Annotated in this window: 18 protein-coding genes; 2 read left to right on the top strand and 16 right to left on the bottom strand. The window is 34.7% G+C overall.

Annotated features, from left to right (window positions below):
- The 7 genes from LN736_RS05100 to LN736_RS05070 all read right to left on the bottom strand — a co-directional run.
- A partial coding sequence (locus LN736_RS05100; protein ID WP_229981099.1) for a 2-oxo acid dehydrogenase subunit E2 occupies nucleotides 1–1,343 on the bottom strand: 1,343 nt, incomplete at its 3' end.
- Nucleotides 1,344–1,382: 39 nt separating this feature from the next.
- Nucleotides 1,383–2,270, bottom strand: coding sequence for a lipoyl synthase (gene lipA, locus LN736_RS05095; protein WP_229981098.1), 888 nt, complete (start codon nucleotides 2,268–2,270; stop codon nucleotides 1,383–1,385).
- 35 nt (nucleotides 2,271–2,305) lie between these two features.
- A complete protein-coding gene (gene tdh / locus LN736_RS05090; protein WP_179976987.1) occupies nucleotides 2,306–3,337 on the bottom strand; it encodes an L-threonine 3-dehydrogenase in 1,032 nt (343 codons plus the stop codon).
- A gap of 105 nt (nucleotides 3,338–3,442) precedes the next feature.
- The gene (locus tag LN736_RS05085) at nucleotides 3,443–4,192 is read right to left on the bottom strand and encodes an SDR family NAD(P)-dependent oxidoreductase (RefSeq protein WP_179976986.1); all 750 of its coding nucleotides are present in this window, start codon (nucleotides 4,190–4,192) and stop codon (nucleotides 3,443–3,445) included.
- Between the two features lie 62 nt (nucleotides 4,193–4,254).
- Nucleotides 4,255–5,559: an MFS transporter gene (locus LN736_RS05080; RefSeq protein WP_229981096.1), complete on the bottom strand. Its 1,305-nt coding sequence runs from the start codon at nucleotides 5,557–5,559 to the stop codon at nucleotides 4,255–4,257.
- A 162-nt stretch (nucleotides 5,560–5,721) separates the two neighbouring features.
- The gene (locus tag LN736_RS05075; protein ID WP_150357241.1) at nucleotides 5,722–6,696 is read right to left on the bottom strand and encodes an alpha-ketoacid dehydrogenase subunit beta; all 975 of its coding nucleotides are present in this window, start codon (nucleotides 6,694–6,696) and stop codon (nucleotides 5,722–5,724) included.
- Nucleotides 6,697–6,713: 17 nt separating this feature from the next.
- Complete coding sequence (locus tag LN736_RS05070; protein WP_279237951.1) at nucleotides 6,714–7,679, bottom strand: thiamine pyrophosphate-dependent dehydrogenase E1 component subunit alpha; 966 nt, start codon at nucleotides 7,677–7,679, stop codon at nucleotides 6,714–6,716.
- A gap of 434 nt (nucleotides 7,680–8,113) precedes the next feature.
- Here LN736_RS05070 and LN736_RS05065 point away from each other — a divergent pair, with 434 nt between their 5' ends.
- Complete coding sequence (locus tag LN736_RS05065) at nucleotides 8,114–10,147, top strand: sigma-54-dependent Fis family transcriptional regulator (protein WP_229981094.1); 2,034 nt, start codon at nucleotides 8,114–8,116, stop codon at nucleotides 10,145–10,147.
- A gap of 78 nt (nucleotides 10,148–10,225) precedes the next feature.
- Here LN736_RS05065 and LN736_RS05060 read toward each other — a convergent pair whose 3' ends face one another.
- The 7 genes from LN736_RS05060 to LN736_RS05030 all read right to left on the bottom strand — a co-directional run bounded on the left by LN736_RS05060 (nucleotide 10,226) and on the right by LN736_RS05030 (nucleotide 17,742).
- Entirely contained in the window at nucleotides 10,226–10,939 is a 714-nt protein-coding gene (locus LN736_RS05060; RefSeq protein ID WP_150357239.1) for a zinc ribbon domain-containing protein, read from the bottom strand.
- An 85-nt stretch (nucleotides 10,940–11,024) separates the two neighbouring features.
- The gene (locus LN736_RS05055) at nucleotides 11,025–11,840 is read right to left on the bottom strand and encodes a Nif3-like dinuclear metal center hexameric protein (protein ID WP_229981111.1); all 816 of its coding nucleotides are present in this window, start codon (nucleotides 11,838–11,840) and stop codon (nucleotides 11,025–11,027) included.
- On the bottom strand, nucleotides 11,840–12,520 hold the full coding sequence (locus LN736_RS05050) for a tRNA (adenine(22)-N(1))-methyltransferase (RefSeq protein ID WP_150357237.1): 681 nt from the start codon (nucleotides 12,518–12,520) through the stop codon (nucleotides 11,840–11,842). Before LN736_RS05050 ends, LN736_RS05055 begins: the two co-directional genes overlap by 1 nt.
- A gap of 65 nt (nucleotides 12,521–12,585) precedes the next feature.
- The gene (locus LN736_RS05045) at nucleotides 12,586–13,476 is read right to left on the bottom strand and encodes a PH domain-containing protein (RefSeq protein WP_378061849.1); all 891 of its coding nucleotides are present in this window, start codon (nucleotides 13,474–13,476) and stop codon (nucleotides 12,586–12,588) included.
- Between the two features lie 130 nt (nucleotides 13,477–13,606).
- Entirely contained in the window at nucleotides 13,607–14,692 is a 1,086-nt protein-coding gene (gene rpoD, locus LN736_RS05040) for an RNA polymerase sigma factor RpoD (protein ID WP_150357236.1), read from the bottom strand.
- Entirely contained in the window at nucleotides 14,692–16,476 is a 1,785-nt protein-coding gene (dnaG, locus tag LN736_RS05035) for a DNA primase (protein ID WP_179976981.1), read from the bottom strand. The genes rpoD and dnaG overlap by 1 nt, the downstream gene beginning before the upstream one ends.
- Before the next feature lie 240 nt (nucleotides 16,477–16,716).
- Complete coding sequence (locus LN736_RS05030; RefSeq protein ID WP_150357234.1) at nucleotides 16,717–17,742, bottom strand: deoxyguanosinetriphosphate triphosphohydrolase; 1,026 nt, start codon at nucleotides 17,740–17,742, stop codon at nucleotides 16,717–16,719.
- 119 nt (nucleotides 17,743–17,861) lie between these two features.
- On the opposite strand from LN736_RS05030, the gene LN736_RS05025 reads away from it, so the two are divergent.
- Nucleotides 17,862–18,905 carry a CotS family spore coat protein gene (locus LN736_RS05025; RefSeq protein WP_179976980.1) on the top strand — a complete coding sequence of 348 codons (1,044 nt, stop codon included), beginning with the start codon at nucleotides 17,862–17,864 and terminating at the stop codon, nucleotides 18,903–18,905.
- A gap of 80 nt (nucleotides 18,906–18,985) precedes the next feature.
- Here LN736_RS05025 and ppdK read toward each other — a convergent pair whose 3' ends face one another.
- Nucleotides 18,986–21,616 carry a pyruvate, phosphate dikinase gene (ppdK, locus tag LN736_RS05020; protein ID WP_229981093.1) on the bottom strand — a complete coding sequence of 877 codons (2,631 nt, stop codon included), beginning with the start codon at nucleotides 21,614–21,616 and terminating at the stop codon, nucleotides 18,986–18,988.
- 76 nt (nucleotides 21,617–21,692) lie between these two features.
- Entirely contained in the window at nucleotides 21,693–22,337 is a 645-nt protein-coding gene (locus LN736_RS05015) for a helix-turn-helix transcriptional regulator (RefSeq protein WP_150357231.1), read from the bottom strand.
- Nucleotides 22,338–22,360: the final 23 nt, after the last annotated feature.

The following is a 22,360-nucleotide window of genomic DNA, read 5'->3' as shown; positions in this document are numbered from 1 at the left end:
AGCAGTCCCGGTTTTTCCACATACTGCTTTATTCTCTGCAAAATTCGAGCTGCATAGGCTCCGTCTATGGCCCTGTGATCCGCTGTAAGTGACATGCTTATAAGCGGCTTTACAACTATCTGGCCCTTTTCCACCACCGGTGTTTCAGCAATCTTGTTTACTCCAAGTATGGCTACCTCAGGCTGGTTTATAATAGGCGAGAATGTATCTATGCCGAACATTCCAAGATTCGTTATGGTAAATGTACCTCCTGTCAGATCATCAGGTCCAAGTTTGTTTTCCTTTGCTCTCTTTACAAGATCCTTGAATTCGGCTGTAATCTGCTTGAGCCTCTTTATGTCACAGTCCTTTATCACTGGAACCAAAAGCCCGTCATCCAGGGCAACGGCAACTCCCATATTCACATAATCCTTCAAAATAAATGTATCTTCCTCTACAGAACAGTTTGCCAGCGGAAATTCTTTAAGCACCTGTGAGACTATCTTTATGAGCAGATCCGTATAGGTCACCTTGAAGACGTCTTTAAGGCTGTCTTTCAATCTCTTCAGCTCTGAAGTATCCATGGTCATGTTGTAGGTTACGGTAGGTGATACGCTGACGCTTTCACTCATCCTCTTTGCAATGACTTTCCTCATTGCAGACATCTTAACAGCTTTTTCACCACGGTGTGCTTCTTTTACTGCAGGTTTTTCCTCTACTTTTTCTTCGGCTGCTGCCGCAGACATTTTAGCTGTCTCTGAAGCTTCAAGTACATCTTTTTTCATTATCCTGCCGTCTTTTTTTATCGACCTGAGATCTACACCCAGCTCTCCGGCAAGCTTGGCTGCAGCAGGAGATACCTTGACCCTGTTGTCTTCAATGTATCCTTCCACATCTTTTCTAACTATTCTTCCCATGGGTCCAGTACCTTTTATGAGTTCATAATTCACGCCATTTTCCAGGGCAATTCTTTTTGCAATGGGCGATATTTTAACCCTGCCTCCTGCCTTTGGTGTTTCAATGGTTTTAACTTCTATCTTTTCTTCAGGCTGCTCTTTTACCTCTTCCTTCTCATTTTTGAGGTCTTTGGCCCCTGCTTGCTTCAAAAGCTCCGATATGTCCTCATTTTCCCCTGCAATTATACCGACAGGTACAAGACATTTAACCGTCTCACCTTCCTCCACCAGTATTTTCCTAAGTACTCCGCTTTCCTTTGCCTCTATCTCATTCGTAAGCTTATCCGTCTCAACTTCAAACAGAACTTCTCCCTTTTCAACTTTCTCCCCTTCACTTTTATGCCAGTCTACCAGGGTCCCCTCTGTCATGGTCAATCCAAGTTTAGGCATCACTTCAATACAACTCATTAAAAACCCTCCTAACATCTAAATAGCATATTGTCTTTTTCAACTAAAATTAGAACTGTAACATTTATTATCCATCTTTAAAGCTTTCATACCTTCAAAGGCTTTATAAGAACTTCTAACATAAGGTCCAGATGCAACAAATTTAAATCCTTTTTCAAGTGCTATCTTCTTATATTCCTCAAACTGCTCAGGAGCAACATATTCAAAAACAGGCAGATGGTTATTAGATGGTCTAAGATACTGACCTATAGTGAATATATCGCATTTTGCCTTTAATAAATCATCCATCACTTTGATTACCTGAACTTTGGTTTCTCCCAGCCCAACCATTATGCCGCTTTTGGTGTATATATTTTTATCTAAAATTTTCACCTGTTTTAAAAGTTCAATAGATCTATTATAAATTGCCATGGGCCTGACTTTCTTATATAAAGATTCTACTGTTTCAATATTATGGTTGATAATATCCGGCTTTGCTTCAATTATTTTTTTTAAGGCACTCCAATTTCCCTCCAAATCCGGTATTAAAAGCTCAACAGTCGACTCTGGATTTTCTCTTCTAATTTCTCTTGTGATCTTAGCAAAATGCCCTGCTCCACCATCTTTTAAATCATCCCTGGTAACAGAAGTCACAACTATATGTCTAAGGTCTAATTTTTTACTTGCAGCTGCTATTCTCTCCGGCTCCTCATTATCCAAAGGTAACGGCTTTCCCTTAGCTACAGCACAAAATCTACAATTTCTTGTGCAGACATCACCCATAGCCATAAAAGTAGCTGTAGCATGTTTGAAACATTGTCCTATATTAGGGCAATTTGCACTTTCACAGACCGTATGAAGCGAAAGTTCTTTTAACATATTTTCCATTTTATCTAATACAACTGCATCAGGTGCTTTCATTTTCAGCCATTGCGGCCTTGTACCCAAAATAATCACTTCTTTCTATACGACTCGTCTGCATACTAAGGAATAAATACCACTTTACTCGCTATGCCTTTTTTTGCAAGTTCAATACCATTTTCAAAATCTTCAAGAGCCATTTTATGAGTTATCACAGGTGATATATTGAGCCTTCCTGAAGCCAGGGCATTCTCAAGTGCATACCATGTAGAGAACATTTTCCTTCCATGAATGCCAAATATTGATGCTCCTTTAAAAATCACTTCGCTGCCAAGATCAAGGCTTATATTTTTTCCTGGAAGTCCAATAAGTGCATATTTGCCTCCCTTTCTGAGGAATTTGAATCCCTGCTCTATTGCTCCAACATTCCCTGAACATTCAATAATAGCATCTACTCCATAACCATTGGTACTGCTTTTAATTTTGTTTACGGTATCTTCTTCAGCTGAATTGATTATTGTAGTAGCTCCAATTTTTTTAGCGATTTCAAGTCTTGGAGAACTGATATCCAGTGAAATCACCTGGGAAGCTCCCATATATAAAGCTGAGGCAACCGCAAACAGCCCTATGGATCCACATCCTATGACAGCTACGTTCTTACCAGCTACTTCACACTTTTGAACAGCTCTGAAAGAAGTTCCAAGAGGTTCAAAAACCGACCCAAATTCAAAAGAAATCTTTTTGGAAATCTTCACTGCACAAACTGCTGGAACAACCGCATATTCTGCAAAACATCCATTGGTATTGATACCAAACATTTTAAGATCATTACATATATGCTGCTCACCAATTTTACACTGCAGGCATTTTCCACAGGGAATATGGGTTTCAACGGAAACATGATCATTAATTTCAAGACCAGTAACTTCTTTTCCCACTTCTACTACTTCACCACAGCATTCATGTCCGGCAATTAACGGCAATTTGATCCCTGAATTCTGAGCCCACATATTCCAGTCTATGATGTGTAAATCCGTACCGCAAAGTGCCGCTGCTTTAACCTTTATTAAAACTTCATCTCTGGCAGGTACAGGCTTTTCCACTTCTCTCAATTCCAACCCCGAAGCCGGTAACATTTTCATCAATGCTTTCACAGTCTTCGCTCCCCCTTTTTTAATATAGTCACTCTCAATCAACAACAGAACATCACAGGCATTTAAAGTATATATAACTCTAATGCCTGTTCACCACAAACTTTGCTAATCCATCATTATGCCTTCATCTACATCTGAAATCTCTCCAGTAATAAATTCCGCCAGATCAGATGCCAAAAACATCACCATATTCGCAACACCTTCTGGTTTTCCAAATTTTCTGAGAGGTATTGTATTTAAAAAATTATTTCGTCTTTCTCCCTTAAATTCTTTTAGCATAGGTGTCTCTGTAGGTCCCGGACATACAGCATTTACATTTATACCATAGGGACCTCCTTCTCTTGCCAGCCCTTTTGTAAGTCCAATTACTCCAGCCTTTGATGCCGCATATATCGTATTTCCTAAAATCCCACCGCCACGTTTACCTGCTACAGAAGCAATATTTACAATTTTACCGCTTCTCCTTTTCTTCATTAATGGGAAAACTATCTTTGTAGTATTAAAGACGCTTTTCAAGTTTACACCCATAACCAGGTCATATTCGGATTCTGTCACATCTTCATAGGGTTTTGTATTGACAATACCTGCATTATTGACAAGTATGTCTATATACTCAAATTCCTTTAATATTTTGCCAAAGGTCTCTTTAACAGAAGAACTGTCCATTACATTTGTTTTATAAAATTTAGCAGTTCCCCCATCCTTTTTTATTTCATCTACAACTTTTTGGGTTTCTTCCTCTTTAATATCAAGGATTGAAACCTTTGCACCTTTACCTGCAAAACCTTTACATATAGCTTTACCTATTCCCTGACTTCCTCCTGTGACAACTACAACTTTATTCTCAAAATTCAAATCAAACACCTTCCTTATTAAATTCAAAAACTAGTTTATTGAGAAAATACTATAGCAACAGATTACTTAGATGTAGGTATACTATCTTTTGGCACAGTTTCATCAGCTGATACTTTGTGAAGAGTCAGTATAAATATACCAGCAAGAAGTAGTGAAACTGTCAAGTACATATAAGCACCATTATAAGAACCTGTACGGGTTTTTATAAATCCTACCAGATAAGGTCCAAACCAACCGCCTAAATTTCCCACTGAGTTAATTAAACTCGTAGCTCCAGCTGCTGCCGGTCCAGATAAAAAGGATGTAGGATAAGTCCACCAAACTCCCATACCAACATATACGCCAATAGCAGTTACACAAGTAAGTATAAAACTCAAAACAGGATTGGTTACCATTATTCCCAGGCCCATGCCGGCAGCTCCTATAAACATGGGAATTGCCACATGCCATCTCTTTTCTCCAGTCTTAGAGGAGGAATTTCCATTGACTATGAAGCCAATCAGAGCTATGGTCATAGGAATAATAATCAAAAAACTCACACTTGAATTGCTCAAACCTGATACTGACTTTAATACTGTAGGAAGCCAGAATCCAAATCCCCAGAAACCAGTAATCCACAAAAAGTATATAAGACACATTTTAATAACCTGTTTATCACCCATTGCCTGCCATAAAGTATATTTTCTTACTTTGTCCTTTTCACTTATTTCTTTTTTGGATTCCTCAGTAATTGATTTCTTTTCCTCTGCTGTCAGCCAATTTACATCCTCTGGATTATCTTTTAACCAGAAAATATATATAACTCCAACAATTATTGCCATAACACCTTCCAGTACAAATAGCATCTGCCATCCTCGAAGACTTAACCAGGACAATCCCAACAATACTCCTGCCAAGGGAGATCCAATTATATTGGAAACCAACAGAGAAGTGAGCATTATGGAAATGGCCTTGGGCCTATCCGTTTCATTAAACCATCGTGGAATAATAACAGAGTAGCAGACAGGATAAAAGCTTGCTTCTGCAGCACCTATCAGGAAACGAATAATATAAAATTGCATTGGTGTACGAATAACAGCCATAAGGCTGGTAACCACACCCCAGGTAAGCATAATTCTCACAAGCCACTTGCTGGGACTGTGTTTTTCAGCAAATACAGTCCCCGGTACTTCAAATACAACATAACCAAAAAATAGAATTCCTGCACCCATTCCATAAACTTCGGCACTGAATCCAAGATCCTGGTTCATTGTCAAAGCAGCATAGGATATATTGAGCCGGTCAAGAAAAGCCAGCACGGAACCCATGAACAGCGGTAAAATAATATTTATATATTTTCTCCTCGTAAGGCTACCATTAACAGACATAATTTTATAACCCTCCTAATTTTAAATACATTCTCTCTTGTATTAACCCCAGTTGAATATATGCAATTTTTATTTATTCGGGAGGAGATATGGATAAAATACTTTAAACTCCTCCCAAAATATGTTTTTAGGCATCTTCAATTTCTTAAAACTGAAAATTAGCTAAACAAACATTCCTTTTATCCTGTTTACAACATCATCTGTCTTTGTCCTATATTCGTTTTCCAGCGTTGGCGAGAAAGGTATTGGTGTAAATGGTGCCCCAATTCTCACTACTGGTGCATCTAAATAGTCCATTGCCTCTTCAGCAACTATTGAAGATAATTCTGCACCAACTCCTCCCTGTTTTACGGCTTCATGAAGTACTGCAAATCTATTGGTCTTTTTAACGGAATTCAAGATTGTAGTTTTATCTATGGGAGATATAGTCATAAGATCTATAACCTCTGCATTTATCCCCTCTTTTTCCAAAATATCTGCTGCTTCAAGTGCCTGCTGCATCTTTATCGAATAAGAAACAATAGTCACATCTTTACCTTCCCTAACCACTTTAGCTTTTCCTATTTCATCTATATATTCCCCTTCAGGCACAGGTCCCTTTTGCGGATAAAGCATCTTATTTTCAAAATATATCACTGGATTATCATCCCTAAGGGCAGCTTTCAAAAGTCCCTTTGCATCAGCCGGATTCGATGGTATAACAACCTTAAGTCCAGGAATATGCATAAACCATGATTCAATACTTTGGGAGTGCTGTGCTGCACCTTGAATTGAAAGGCCGTCAGGTGCCCTTACTACTACTGGAAGCTTGCACTGACCTCCAAACATATATCTGACCTTTGCCATTTGATTAAAGAATTCATCCATTGCAACTCCCATAAAATCTGCAAAGTGCATATCGGCAACAGGTCTCATTCCCGCCAGAGCAGCCCCGATAGCTGCACCTATTATTGCCGTTTCTGAAATAGGAGTATCTTTTACTCTTTCACGTCCAAATTTCTGAGGAAGGCCTCTGAACTGCCCAAAAATTCCACCCTGTCTTGCTATATCCTCCCCCATGATAAATATGCTGTCATCTTTGGACATTTCCTCTTCCATCGCTTCACGTGTTGCTTCTGAAAACGTTATTTTTCTCATTTAAGTCATCCCCCTTTTTATACATATAGATCTTCATATAACTCCGATGGATCAGGGAATGGACTGTCTTTTGCATACTTTATAGCTTCTTCAAGACTCTTATCCGCAGCTGCCTTAATCTTGTCCATTTCCTCCCTGGTCATTAATTTTTTATCTAACACCTTTTCTTCAAAATTTTTAATGGGATCATTTTTGTCAAATTGCTCTTTAACTTCTTCTTTTGTCCTATACTTTTCCGGATCACCTACAAAATGTCCTTTGATTCTATAGGTTTTAGCTTCTATAAGCGTAGGTCCTTGCCCCTGCCTTGCCCTTTCAACAGCTTTTTTTGCCGCTTCATAAACTTTAAACACATCATTGCCGTCCACTATAACGCCGGGCATGTTGTACCCTACAGCTCTATCTGCTATATTTTCAACAGATGTAGTTGTCCTGTAAGGTGTAGTTGATGCCCACTGATTATTTTCACATACAAATATCACCGGCAATTTGAAAACGGATGCAAAATTTGCCGCTTCATGAAAAGTTCCCCTATTAGAGGCACCATCCCCAAAGAAAACCACAGACACATCTTTTCTCTTTTGATATTTAATCGCAAGAGCCGCGCCCACTGCTAAATTATAACCACCTCCAACAACACCGTTTGCTCCAAGCATTCCTACGTTAAAGTCCGCAATGTGCATTGAGCCCCCTTTCCCTCTGCAGAATCCCGTTTCACGTCCAAATATTTCGGCCATCATTCTATTGATGTCTGCTCCTTTAGCAATTGTATGCCCGTGCCCGCGGTGAGTACTCTCTATATAGTCTCTATCAGTTAAATTTGCACACACTCCTGTAGCTATTGCCTCTTCACCTATATACAGGTGAACAAAGCCCGGTATTTCTCCATTTAAAGACAAACTTTCAATGTTCTTTTCAAAAGCTCTTATTTTAGTCATTGTCTTATAAAATTTGATTACTAATTGCTTATCAACTTCTGTCAAAACAATAATCCCTCCCTATGATTTTTATTTGATTACATGATGTTATTTTAGCATATATCATACCAATATCATGTAATTTAAAGTACTACATGAGACAATTCCAAGCCGCAGCCTATTTTTATGTTTAAAGTCATAAAAGTAACAGTGCTCAAAAATTTCACATTACATGCTGATTTTTTTAGCATTGCTAATTATTTTAACATTTTTATTATTACAAAAAGTAATAAAATAACACTTTATCTGAATATTATCCAAAATGTCTTTTCTATAAATTAATTATGTATTATAATTATAATAATAGTTGGTTTTTCTTCAAGAAAACGTTTTTAGGTAAGATTTTTATTGGATTGTTTTTTATTTCATATGGTAAAGGTAATTATTTTTTTTGGACTCTATCTAACTATTTCTTTCAATTTACAGAATGGAGGAAAATTATGTATATTAAAAGCAGCAATATTAATAAAACCACTACTGAAGAATTGTTCGAAAACTTAGGAATAACAACTCATAAAGATTACGTGCTGCGAGGCTGGAAAAGGTGTAGAAAGTTGGGAATAAGCCCTTTTCAAAAAAAATGCGCTAAAAAATTTGAGGGAGAAACTTTAGAAAAAATCCTCAGGAGAAATGCCAAACTCATAAGTTTATCCAAACCATATATTGAGTCCCTATATTCCTATGTAAAAGGAACATGTTTCTCAGTAGTATTAAGTGATTCCAACGCTTGTATTCTTGAATTGATGTTTGATGACAGCGTTATTGAAAATACTGCGGATAAAATAAATTTTACAAAAGGTGCTCTGTGGGACGAAATTCATGTGGGAAATAACTCCCTTAATACATGTTTAAGGGAGGGAATACCCGTTCAAATTTCGGGAAATGAGCACTATTGTATTATGAACCACGATTGGACATGTACCTCAGCGCCAATCAGAAACGGCGACAAAATCATTGGAGCTATTGGCGTTAGGGGATATAAAGTTGATAATAGCCCCCATACATTGGGCATGGTAGTATCTACTGCAAAGGCAATTGAAACAAGTATAGAGATGGAGCACACCAAAATTCAATTGATACTTAAGAGCAATTATGAAAACGCTTTAGTAAAATGTATTTCCAGCGGTCTTATGACAATAGATGCCAGTGGAATTGTAAAATACATGAATGATATAGGTGCTGAAATTTTAAAGGTGAATAAAGAAGCCTCTATAGACAGACCTATTACAAACGTAGTCGATTTTCATCCGGTGATTTTAGATGTTTTTAAAAACAATCAGGGATATATCGAAAGGGAGTTTGTTGTAAAAAATACCCAGGGAATAAAACTTCATTTTGTAAAATCCGCCAATATAATAAGAGATGAAATGGGAAACACCATAGGTGTAATAGATATTTTTAGAAAAATAGATAATACAAATAATAAATATAAAAATATAACTTCTATGCATGCAAAATATCATTTTGACGATATAATAGGTAAAAGCAATACCATAAAAAAAAGCATAAAGCTTGCTAAAATAGCGTCAAAAAGCTCTTCAAATGTTTTGGTACAAGGTGAAAGCGGTACAGGTAAAGAACTATTCGCGGAATCCATTCACAATGCAAGTGATAGAAAAGACCATCCTTTTATTTCAATAAACTGTGCGGCTATACCAAGTGAGCTCATCGAAAGCGAATTATTCGGCTACAGTGAGGGTGCTTTTACAGGAGCATTAAAAGGAGGACATCCTGGTAAATTCGAACTTGCAAATGGTGGAACCATTTTCCTAGACGAAATAGGTGATATGCCCCTTTACATGCAGGCAAAACTCTTACGTGTACTACAGGAAAAACAGATAACAAGAATAGGTGGAAACAGTGTTCTTGATATTGACACCAGAATAATCTGTGCAACAAATAAGGAATTACTTGCTGAATGCCATGCAGGAAATTTCAGAAAGGATCTATATTATAGGCTGAATGTATTGAATATATACCTTCCTCCTCTCAGGAAAAGAAAAGAAGATATAAAAGAACTTCTGTATTATTTTATAAATAAAATGAATGCAAAGATGAACAAAAACATAAGGGGAATTTCAAAAGAAGCCATAGAATATATAATAGAATATGAGTGGCCAGGTAATGTAAGAGAACTTGAAAATTGTATTGAAAGGGCTGTTAATCTCTGTGAAAGTACTACAATAACTTTAAAAGATCTTGCTATAAATATCAGAGAGAAAAAAATAATGAGTAACTTACGGAGAAATTCATTTAACAGACTAATAACATTAAATGAAAATACCGGGGAAGATAAGATTGAAAGTCTGGAAAGTATTGAAATCAAGGAAATTAAAAGAGCTTTACAAATAATGGATGGAAACATATCACAAACAGCTAATATTTTAAAAATAAGTAGAAATACATTATACAATAAGATGAAAAAATACAATATACAATTAAATGATATAGAAAAAATACACAAATTTGTATAAACTTATAAAAATAACTGAAAATTAATTTTCAGTTATTTTTATATTACAGAATATTGACTGAGAGAGTGTATATGAATTTTATTCGTCATGGCCGCTGTAGTATATTATTCTTCCACAATTATCGCAATAAACTATATCTTTGTTATTTTTGATATCATCTATGGTAATGGCAGATACTTTCATTTTGCAGCCAGAACATACTCCATTTGATAATTTCGCAGCTCCCGTACCTTTAAGTTCACATAATTCATTGAATTTATCCAATAATTTTTTAGGAACTTTCTTTTCACAATTCAATATACTATCTTCAGCTTTTTTTATTTCCATTTTTGATTTAATTATTTTATCACTACTGACTTTTTTATTTTTATAAAATTCATTTTTTATATCAACTAATTCTTTCCTGAGCATATCCCTTTCTTTCAATAAATTTTCCTCATCATACAATCTGTTTAAGCTATCTTCTTCTAAGGTTCTGATCTCACCTTTTTTTAATTCAATAGATTTTTCCAAGGTACTTATAAATTTTAAATCATATTTTAAATTTCCATAGAGTTTGCTTTCCTCCTGCATTACTTCTCTTTTCATATCCTCGAGTTTTTTCTCCAGTTGTTCAATATTCTTTTCAACTTCATTGAGTTTGGAATCCACGAGTTTATACTTTGACTTTTTCTCCTCAAATTCTTTTTTTACTCTTCTTATAAAATTATTATTGGATTCTCCTTTTAAAGCTTCCCTGGTTCTTTTTATAATCTCTCTATTCCGTTGAATTTCAAAAAGCAAATTTAACATTTATTTTTCCCTCCTGTTTTTGTAAACCTAAACCCTAGAATCACTTGATATAAACAAAAAAGTAGAAATGAATTCAAGTTCATTTCTACTTAAACTTATAGGGATCCCTATTGACTTTTGATAAGATCACACTGTTCTCAAATCCAAGGGATTTTATTTCATTTTGCAAAAATACTGCTACCTTTTTCATGGCAGGCCATTCAGTTCCAAAGTGACCCGCATCAATTACAGCCATACCCTGTTCCTCAAAATCACTTACATGATGATAAGTAGTATCTCCAGTAATTATACAATCGGCTCCCTGTAATCTGGCTTCATTAAAATAACTTTGTCCGCTTCCATTTACCACTGCCACTTTTTTTATAAGTTTAAACTCATTTCCCGCATATCTCACTGAAGGTATTTCCAGACATCTTTTCACTCTGCTGCAGAGTTCACTTAAAATAATTGGCTCTTTCAACTGGCTTATCCTTCCTATTCCATCTTTAAATTCTGCCCTGTTCTCAGTCTTCATGGGTTCGATAATATCATCTGAATCTAAACCAAGCAATTCCACAATCATGTCATTTATTCCTCCCTCTGCAGAATCGAGATTGGTATGACAGGAATATACATTTATATGGTTTTCTATTAATTTTATTATTTTTTCACCCACCAAACTGTCTGTAGTTATACTGTCCGGTTTTTTAAATAAAAGTGGATGATGGGTAAATATAAGATTGCAATTATTTTGTTTTGCCTCCTCTATGACCTTTAAAGTGCAGTCCAAAGATACAAGCATAGAAGTAACTCTACACTCCATATCACCTACCATGAGGCCCACATTATCATAACTTTCCTTGAGCATAGAAGGTGCATATTTTTCAACTATATCATGTATATCCATTACTTTCAGATACATCATATCAACTCCTGCAATCTCTTTATTTTAGTTTGTAATTCCATCTTCCTTTTATTGGCCAATTCAGTATGACCTCTTATATTCAAAATTATCCTACTATAATCTTTTATCTTGTTTTCTATGAATTTAGGAAGATATCTATGCTTTTTTTCTATTAGAATTTTTCCTATTTCATAAAATATGCTGTCAACTTCCCTTACATCGGTATTGTATTCTATCTTTATTATCTCATAAAATCTATTTTCGTCAATACACAATTCTTCATCTATTATTTTAAAACCCTTTTTATAGATATACTCTCTCAACACTTCTGAGTTCTGCATAGGTTGAAGTATAAATGAGTTTGATTTTTTAAACACATCTACGTGATCTTCTATTATGTTCGCTATGAGATTTCCTCCCATTCCCGCAATTACTATTTCCTCAGCTTCTCCCGGCCTTATGGTTGAAAGACCTTCTCCAATTCTGCAATCTATCTTGTCCTCTAAATTTTCAAATCTTACATTAAGTATTGCTCTCTTTATAGGTCCAACATTTATATCAGATGCTATGGCCCTACTGCAAATATGATTTTTTATCAAATAAATAGGAATATATCCATGATCCGTGCCTATATCTGCTGCACACTGACAATCATCCACCATCTGCGCCACAGCTTTAAGTCTTAAACTAATTTCCATACAATTCTCCAATCTTGCACAATTCACAGTTAACTATGAACTTTGATATTGAATATGACAACCCTCTATCTGAATGTACAGAGTATTCTAACCTGCATGATAAAGTAAAATACTGCCACTATTAAAGATATATATATGTACTTATAAGAATACTTTTTATCATATTTAGAATAAATATGTCCTGCATAATACATACAAAACAGTACTCCCATATTCAGGAGTCCATAGAACATCTGTTTAAATGCAAACTGTTTGCCCGTCCCAAATTTTACAGCCATAAAACTTGTATCAAAGCTAACAGGCATTTTATCCGGCAATTTTCCATACAGGTACATAATTATCGGATCCAAAGTAAGCAAAAGAACTACTATAGATGTAATTATGAAGGGAATAAAAAATTTAGGTTCCCTGTTTATCGAAATACTTTTATTCAATTTATTTTCCCATTCAAAACATCTTATTTTTCTTTTCTCCAATTCTTCCGTAAATTTTTGAAAATTTTCTGGAGACAATCCATAGTTCACAGTATCTGTCTTTAGATATATTACATTTTTAGTTGAGGTAACAAACATATAGGTATTACCTATTTTGTCAATAAAAGATCTGCCTATCGCAAATTTATTTTTTCCATACCCTGATAATTTAACTCCTCTTACATATCCATGTGATTTTCGATACATTTGAATACTTTGAAAGGAAATTATTTCATTTTTTAATCCAAGTGCACTGGTTATATATAAATTATCTTCATCCATTGAATACTTAAGCGTACTACAGATAATAATATAATAAATCTGATATATATTTATGGATACCAATGTCAACTTTAGCAGATTATATATTTCATAGGAACTTACAAAATTTATTAAAAATATCAGTATAGCATCATATAAAATCATCAAACCTATAATAAAATACGCTCCTACTCCCTTCGCAGCTTTATAGGTAATTTTCACTCCATCATCACCCTCTTTATCAATAATTATATCATAAAATTCAGGGCTAAAAATGAATAGTTAACAGTCACAGTATTCATATATCCTAATTTCTAGTCTGAAAACAGTGAAAGCACCTTTGACTGGTGCTTTAATCTAAATAGTCCTTTAATTTTTTACTTCTACTTGGATGCCTTAGTTTTCTAAGGGCCTTTGCTTCAATTTGCCTTATTCTCTCTCTAGTTACATTGAATTCTTTTCCAACCTCTTCCAAAGTTCTTGCTCTTCCATCGTCTAATCCAAATCTCAATCTCAGCACCTTTTCTTCTCTGGGAGTTAGAGTGTCAAGTACATTTATGAGCTGTTCCTTAAGCATTGTGAAAGCCGCTGCCTCTGCCGGTGCAGGTGCTTCATCATCCGGTATGAAATCTCCAAGATGGCTATCTTCCTCTTCTCCAATAGGTGTCTCAAGGGATACAGGCTCCTGTGCTATTTTCATAATTTCTCTAACTTTATCTACAGGCATCTCCATTATCTCAGCTACCTCCTCAGGGTGAGGATCTCTTCCCAATTCCTGAAGCAATTGTCTGGAAACCCTGATAAGTTTATTTATTGTCTCCACCATATGAACAGGTATTCTTATAGTCCTAGCTTGATCCGCAATTGCCCTTGTAATGGCTTGCCTTATCCACCAAGTAGCATAGGTACTGAATTTATAGCCTTTTCTATAGTCAAATTTTTCTACCGCCTTTATAAGTCCAAGGTTTCCCTCCTGGATTAGATCCAAAAACAGCATTCCCCTGCCTACATATCTTTTTGCTATGCTGACTACTAATCTTAAATTGGCCTCTGCCAGTTTCTTTTTAGCTGTTTGATCCCCTGCTTCTATTCTCTTAGCAAGAGATACTTCTTCTTCTGGCAAGAGCAGTGAAACCTTCCCTATCTCTTTTAAATACATCCTAACCGGATCATCTATAGCTACACCTTCTGGAACTGACAAATCCAAATTTTTTTCATTCGTATCCGTTTCATTTAAATCTCCAGTTACTTCTACACCTATAGATTCAAGTGTTTCATATATTTTTTCTATCTGCTCAGGACTTAAGTCCACCTCTTCCAATTCGTCCATTATTTCTTTATAAGTTAAAGTTCCATTTTTCTTTCCCTTTTCTATAAGTTTCTTGACTAGCTGTATCTTTGAACTTTTATCCTTCATTTTCTTGCCTCCTTTAACCATTACTGCATTTCACCAATCCTTTTCTGTATTTCAATTAACCTTTGTGCCAATTCTAAAGACTCCTTTAATCTTCCTACAGACTCATATTCTTTTATTTTACTGATAATGTGATCTTCAGATTCCTCTAATCTATGTTTTTTAATCTTGTTTACAAAATTATCTACCAGACTTTTATAATCATAATTATCATATAGAACTTCAGTATCCATAATTTTTACCCATTCTTTGGATGTATCGATGTCATTACACCTTGCCTCTATCTGCGTTTTTCTCTTTTTTACATCATACTCCATATTTTCCACTATATACTTATATATTTTTTTATGGCTTTCCAATATGATATCCTTATCTTCCATTTTATCCAATGAATATTTAAAGGCCCTCTCATCTTCCAAAATCAATTTTAAAAGAGCTCTCTCTGCCTTTAAATACGCTGGTTCTAAATATAATTTTTGTCCAAAACCTGTATCTATATTCATATTTTTATATTTTTTTACATTTTTTTGAACATTGTCTCTATTTAACATGTCATAAAGCACTTGATCTCTTATACCTGTTTCCTCTGACAATTTTTTTAAATAAACTTCCCTCTCTATAGGATCCACTTTAGTTAATATCTCAAGTACTTTCTCCACATATCTTACAGTACTTTCGTTACTATCAAAATTTATATTTTTCTTTACACTTTCAATCCTATATTCTATAAGAGGGACAGCTTTATTCACAAGTTTTAGAAAATCCTCTCTCCCATTGTTCCTGACAAATTCGTCAGGATCCTTGCCATTCGGTATTTGCAGTACTTCAACCTCTAATCCAGCATCCTTAAGTATATCCATTCCACGTATTGTAGCCATCTGTCCAGCTGTATCGGCGTCATAGGATATTATAACCTTATCTGCATATTTTGCCATAAGTTTCGCTTGACTTACAGTAAGAGCTGTGCCTAAAGAAGCCACTACATTCGTTATCCCGCACTGATGAAGGGCTATACAATCCATATATCCCTCTACAATTATAAGCACTCTTGAAAAATTACTTTTTATTGCAAAATTCAATCCATAAAGATTTATACCCTTTTTAAATAGAGGAGTTTCCGGTGAATTTAAATACTTGGGTTTTGAATCGTCCAGTACCCTTCCTCCAAATCCTATTACCTTTCCTCTACTATTAAATACAGGAAAAATTATCCTATTTCTAAATCTATCGTAATAATTTTCTTTTTGACTTTTAACTATGAGTCCTGCAGAAAGCATATCTAATTCCGTAAACCCTTTATTTTTCAAAAAGTTTAACATACGATTCCAGCTGTCAACAGAATATCCCAATCCAAATCTTCTTATAGTATTTTCAGTTATACCACGATTCAATAAATAATTTTTAGCTCTTTTATCTCTTTTTAAACAGTTAAAAAAATATCTTGCAGCCGCTACATTTAATTCGTAGAGTTTTTGAAAAGTATTTTTTTTAAGACCGTTGTCTTTGTCAAAATCTATATCTATATTCACTCTATCTGCCAGTAATTTTACTGCTTCTGGAAAATTTAAATTTTTAGACTTCATTATAAATGTAAATACATTACCTGCCTCTCCACATCCAAAGCACTTGTATATTTGCTTATCTCTAGATACACTAAAAGAAGGTGTTTTTTCATGATGAAAGGGGCATAATCCCAAGTAATTTCTCCCCGATCTCTTAAGTTTTACACTTTCAGATATCACATCCACTATGTCATTTTCATCTTTTACCTTTTGAATGACATCTTCCGATATCACTAAACAACCCACCTATCTTAAAAATTAATATATTTAAATTATTATGTTCAAGAATAAATATATTCGACATAAATTACTATATTCCTTCTTTAATACTAAAATTTTTATTATTAAGTAAGGACATACTATATATATTCTTTACAGAAATTAAATATCCTTCAATAAGATAAATATTTAATTTTTAGCATATTCTATATTATTTACCTACATTATATAATTGTATTTTACCCATATAATAGTAAAAATTATTCTTTAATATATAACAAATTTAGGTACATATATATTATGAAACATCATAAGACAGTAATCATCACTCATTCCAGATATATAGTCCGCCACTCCCCTGTAAACTCCTTCTCTTTTCACAATATCCAGATAAAATTCAGGCATTTTATCTGGATATTTGAAAAAGTAATTAAATACCTGTTCCAGTACAAACTTAGCTTTATCTCTTTCAGCTTTTAATATATCTCCCTTGTATATTCTTTCAAACATGAAATTTCTAAGAACGCGAAGTGCACTAAATACTTCATCACTAAGAGCTACTTGTTCCGTCCCGTTTTTAATATTTTTCAGAGTAGTATATATACAGTTCTTTACGAGGGTATCTATTCTATTACTGTTAGTGCGTCCCAATACTTTTATGGCAATATCCGGTATATCTTTTTCTTCCAGCATCCCAGCCCGTATGGAATCATCTATATCGTGATTTACATAGGCTATTTTATCACTATATCTAACTACCTGTCCTTCTAGAGTGCAAGCTTTTGATTTATCTGTGAAACCACTGTGATACAGTATTCCATCCAGAACTTCTCCTGTAAGATTGAGGCCCCTGCCCAATTTTTCTATTTTAGTAAGCACTCTTACACTGTTCTCATTGTGCTTGAACCCTTCCGGCAAGAGTTTATCGAGAAGTTCTTCACCGCTGTGAGCAAAAGCTACATGTCCAATATCATGACCCATAGCTATAGCTTCTATTAGATCTTCATTCAGCCCTATGCCCTTGCCTATTGTCTTTCCTATCTGATTTACTTCCAGCGTATGAGTAAGCCTAGTTCTATAATGATCTCCCGGTGTTTTTATATACACCTGAGTTTTATGTTTAAGTCTTCTAAAGGACTTGCTGTGTATTATTCTATCCCTATCTATCATATAATCAGTCCTAATAGCGTCTTTTTTCTCTTTAATATTTCTCCCCATTGTTTTAACAGAAAAGGCAGCCTGAGGTATTAGTATCAACTTTTCCTTGTTTTCTATTTTTTCTCTTATATTCATATAACCACCTCATGAATTTATTCTATCTCACCATTAAAAACTCCTTTTTTTAGTGAAAATGTATAATATGAAGAAAGCTTTAATATTATTATAGAGAAAGAACTTTTAAGGAGTTTTATATGGATTTATTATCTGAAGAAAACGTAAAAAAATACGTTCTGCCCCATTATAATATGGTAAACGCAGATATATCTAGAATTAAATTCAAAGATACAGACAAGCAAAGAGCTGTATACAAAATAAATTATTTAAATAAAAGTTATTGTCTAAAAAAAGTATATTTCGATGAGAGCAATTTGCTTTTTGTATACTCTGCCATAGAATGGCTTTTTAGGCATGACATTAGAGTCCCCAGAATATTGCCTACAATTCACAGAGAACGATTTGTAAACTACAAAGAAATGCTCTTTATAATGACTCCCTGGATAACTGGCAGCAAATGTGACTATGACAACAACAAGCACTTATTACATGCAATTTCTAATTTATCCAAAATGCACAGTGTAAGTAAAAATTTTGTTCCAATTGATGGGAGTACCCAAAGAGTAAACTTTGAAAATATATATATATCTTTTCAGAAACATTTAAATCAGCTTCTAAACTGCTCAAATTTAGCTTTCAAATATAATGATAAATTCTCTGCACTATTTTTGCAGAACTTTGAAATTAATTTTATACTGGCAAAAATATCAGCCAGAATATCCTCTACTATTGATTATAAAAATTTAAGCACTTGCTTATGCCATTTAGATTACGTAAATAAAAACATAATATTTGATGAAGAGGACAACATCTGGGTAATTGATTTTGACAAATGCAGCATGGACTACTGTGCCCATGATATATCCTATTTTTTAAGAAGGTTTTTAAAAAGAACCACTACCAACTGGAGGTTAGATAGCACTATATCCTGCCTTGAACTATATGAAAAAATTTTTCCATTAACTTTAGATGACTATAAATACATTATCTCTTATTTATCTTTTCCTCAAAAATTTTGGAAAATATCCAGAGATTACTACAATAATATATTAAAATGTAACCACAATTCCTTTTTTTATTTATTAAAAAAAGCTTCCAGCAATTGTATCAATCAGCTTGAATTCACAATAGAGTTTGGAAAATACGTTGAAAAAAAATTCAATATCAACTGTAAATTGTAAGCTATAAATTTGATAAATATCCAAACATTTGTAAAGCCGATCTTTCCATAAAAAGTGGTAAGATCGGCTTGATATTTTTATTATCTCGGATTTCTCACCTGAGCCTGGGCAGCAGCCAGTCTCGCTACAGGTACCCTAAAAGGTGAACAGGAAACATAATCAAGTCCAACATCATGGAAAAATTCTACAGATGAAGGATCTCCACCATGTTCGCCACACACTCCAAGGTGTATATCAGGTCTAGTCTTCTTTCCTAACTTTACAGCCATTTCTATAAGCTTTCCTACTCCAATTTGATCTACTTTCTGAAATGGATCAAATTCATATATCTTCTTATCATAGTAGGAGTTCAAAAACTTGCCTGAATCATCTCTTGAAAATCCAAAAGTCATCTGAGTCAAATCATTGGTGCCAAAAGAGAAGAACTCAGCTTCAGTTGCTATTTCATCAGCAGTAAGTGCAGCTCTTGGAATTTCTATCATGGTTCCCACTTTATATTTTAGTTCTACTCCGCTATTTTTTATTATTTCATCTGCTACTTTTACAACTGTATCTTTGATATATTTCAATTCTTTTAACTCTCCTATGAGAGGTATCATTATCTCCGGTACTATATCATATCCCTTTCTCTTCTTTACATCTACAGCAGCCTCTATAATAGCTCTAGTCTGCATTTCCGCTATTTCAGGGTAGGAAACAGTAAGCCTGCAGCCCCTATGTCCCATCATGGGATTGAATTCATGAAGAGATCCTATAGTGTCCTTCAATTCCTGGAAGTCTATACCCATTTCCGCAGCCAAATTTCTTATATCATCTGTATCTGTTGGCAAAAATTCATGTAATGGCGGATCCAAAAATCTGATCGTCACAGGTCTTCCCTCCATAGCCTCATATATACCGACAAAATCCTCTTTTTGTCTCGGTAAAAGCTTATTCAGTGCTCTTCTTCTCTGTTCCTCTGTCTTGGAAACTATCATCTCTCTCATTTCTGGTATTCTATCCTCATCAAAGAACATATGCTCTGTCCTACAAAGTCCTATTCCCTCAGCTCCAAATTCAACTGCCTGTCTGGCATCCTTTGGAGTATCAGCATTGGTTCTAACTCCCATCTTTCTTATATCATCAGCCCAGCTCATAAATGTACCAAAATATCCAGATATTTCAGGTGACACCGTTTTTATAGGCTCTCCATATACATTTCCTGTACTTCCGTCTAATGATATGTAATTCCCTTCTTTATAGATCTTGCCTGCTCCTTTAAAAGTCTTTGTCTCTTCATCTATTATCAGATTACCGCATCCAGCCACGCAACAAGTTCCCATACCTCTAGCTACCACAGCTGCATGAGAAGTCATTCCACCCCTTATTGTAAGTATTCCTTCTGAAGCTGCCATACCTTCTATATCCTCGGGGGATGTCTCTAACCTTACAAGTATTACTTTTTCTCCCCGATCATGATGTTTTTTCGCATCCTCTGCTGTAAAATATATTTTTCCACAAGCAGCTCCCGGAGATGCCGGAAGTCCCTTTGCTATTACAGCTGCTTTCTTGAGCTCATCCTTATCAAAATTCGGGTGAAGCAGTGTGTCAAGTTGTTTAGGTTCAACTTTAAGGATGGCCTCCTTTTTGCTGATAAGACCTTCCCGCACCATATCCACTGCTACTTTAAGTGCAGACTGTGCGGTTCTCTTCCCATTTCTAGTTTGAAGAAAATATAATTTTCCCTGTTCTATGGTAAATTCCATATCCTGCATATCTTTATAGTGATTTTCCAATTTCTGGGCTATATTCATAAATTGAGAATAACATTTTGGAAGATCTTCTTTTAACTTTGTTATAGGCTGTGGTGTTCTTATTCCTGCAACTACATCTTCCCCCTGCGCATTTATAAGATATTCACCAAATATAGACTTCTCCCCTGTAGCAGGATTTCTTGTAAATGCCACACCAGTACCTGAAGTTTCTCCCATATTTCCAAATACCATAGATTGTACATTTACAGCCGTACCCCATTCACTTGAAATATCGTTTAATCTTCTATACACTATAGCTCTCGGATTATCCCAGGACCTAAATACAGCAGTAATAGCTTGTATTAATTGTTCCTTAGGCTGTTGTGGAAAGTCACTTCCCATTTCACTATTGTAAATTTTCTTAAATTTCACAATTATTTCCTTTAAATCAGATGCATCTAAGTCGGTATCATATTCAAGATTCCTTGCATCCTTTACTTCATCCAGTATATCCTCAAATTTTCTTTTTTCAATTCCCATAACTACATCTGAAAACATCTGAATAAATCTTCTATAGGAGTCATAGGCAAATTTTTCATTTCCCGTAAGTTTACTTAATCCCCTGACAGTGTCATCGTTTAAACCTAAATTAAGTATAGTATCCATCATTCCAGGCATGGAAACCCTTGCTCCTGATCTTACAGAAACTAAAAGTGGATTTTCTATATTTCCAAATTTTTTACCTGTTTTTTTTTCAATTTTTTCAAGTGCGGCATAAATTTCATCCACAATGCCCCTGGATATGATCTTACCGTCTTTATAATATTTTGTACAAGCTTCTGTAGATATGGTAAAACCCTCTGGAACAGGTATGCCGATATTTGTCATCTCTGCCAAATTTGCACCTTTTCCGCCAAGTAGATTTCTCATACCAGCATTTCCCTCATTGAAAAGATAAACATACTTTTTGTCTGCCATATAGAACATCCCCTTTTTTATAAAATTTAGCATGTTTTATATATACATCAACGAATAAATTATTCCGTATACCAATCTATTTGTTTTCCCCTATTTTTACAAAAAGCCTTGTTATATTTGTCTTTGAAACTTTACCTACAATTTTAAGCACTTCATTATTCAACCTGTCTCGAGATTTTTCTACCACTGGCAAACTATCCACTTCATGCTCCATTATCTTTTTAGCTGCCATGTAAGCAACATCATCCTTTTCAACAAATATTATATTTGGCATTCTGGTCATTATTATTCCCACAGGTATTTTATGCATATCGGTACTTCCAATAGCTATCTTCAAAAAATCCTTCCTGGAAACAGCACCTATAAGAAGCCCTTTATTTTCTATAAACAAAGTGCCAACATCATTCAAAAATAAGTATACTATGGCATCATAAACGGTAGTATTCTCATCCACTACTACTGGTTTTGACATTATATCGCTTACTTTTATATTCATTATATAATCGTATATAAGGCTATGGGAAGGTTTTTTAGAATATATATATCCTACCTTAGGTTTTGCCTCCAATATGCCCGTCATAGTAAGTATAGCTAGATCTGGTCTAAGTGCTGCCCTTGTGACATTTAATCTAGATGCGAGCTGCTCACTTGTTATGGGTGCATTATCCCTTACTAATTTTATTATTTTCTCTTGTCTCGGTGATAATTTAATAATATTCACCCTCTCTCTTTGTAGTAAAGTCA

The sequence above is a fragment of the Clostridium aromativorans genome (assembly GCF_020908015.1).
Lineage (GTDB): Bacteria > Bacillota > Clostridia > Clostridiales > Clostridiaceae > Clostridium_B > Clostridium_B aromativorans.
Note: the sequence above shows the minus strand (reverse complement) of the source record. Positions and strands in the feature narration are given on the sequence as shown.

Excerpts from the sequence above, each read along its gene's own strand:
- LN736_RS05080 (WP_229981096.1), bottom strand. The coding sequence starts at position 5,559 with ATGTCTGTTAATGGTAGCCTTACGAGGAGAAAATATATAAATATTATT.
- LN736_RS05075 (WP_150357241.1), bottom strand. The coding sequence starts at position 6,696 with ATGAGAAAAATAACGTTTTCAGAAGCAACACGTGAAGCGATGGAAGAG.
- LN736_RS05065 (WP_229981094.1), top strand. The coding sequence starts at position 8,114 with ATGTATATTAAAAGCAGCAATATTAATAAAACCACTACTGAAGAATTG.
- LN736_RS05060 (WP_150357239.1), bottom strand. The coding sequence starts at position 10,939 with ATGTTAAATTTGCTTTTTGAAATTCAACGGAATAGAGAGATTATAAAA.
- LN736_RS05055 (WP_229981111.1), bottom strand. The coding sequence starts at position 11,840 with ATGTATCTGAAAGTAATGGATATACATGATATAGTTGAAAAATATGCA.
- LN736_RS05050 (WP_150357237.1), bottom strand. The coding sequence starts at position 12,520 with ATGGAAATTAGTTTAAGACTTAAAGCTGTGGCGCAGATGGTGGATGAT.
- rpoD (WP_150357236.1), bottom strand. The coding sequence starts at position 14,692 with ATGGTTAAAGGAGGCAAGAAAATGAAGGATAAAAGTTCAAAGATACAG.
- LN736_RS05030 (WP_150357234.1), bottom strand. The coding sequence starts at position 17,742 with ATGAATATAAGAGAAAAAATAGAAAACAAGGAAAAGTTGATACTAATA.
- LN736_RS05025 (WP_179976980.1), top strand. The coding sequence starts at position 17,862 with ATGGATTTATTATCTGAAGAAAACGTAAAAAAATACGTTCTGCCCCAT.
- ppdK (WP_229981093.1), bottom strand. The coding sequence starts at position 21,616 with ATGGCAGACAAAAAGTATGTTTATCTTTTCAATGAGGGAAATGCTGGT.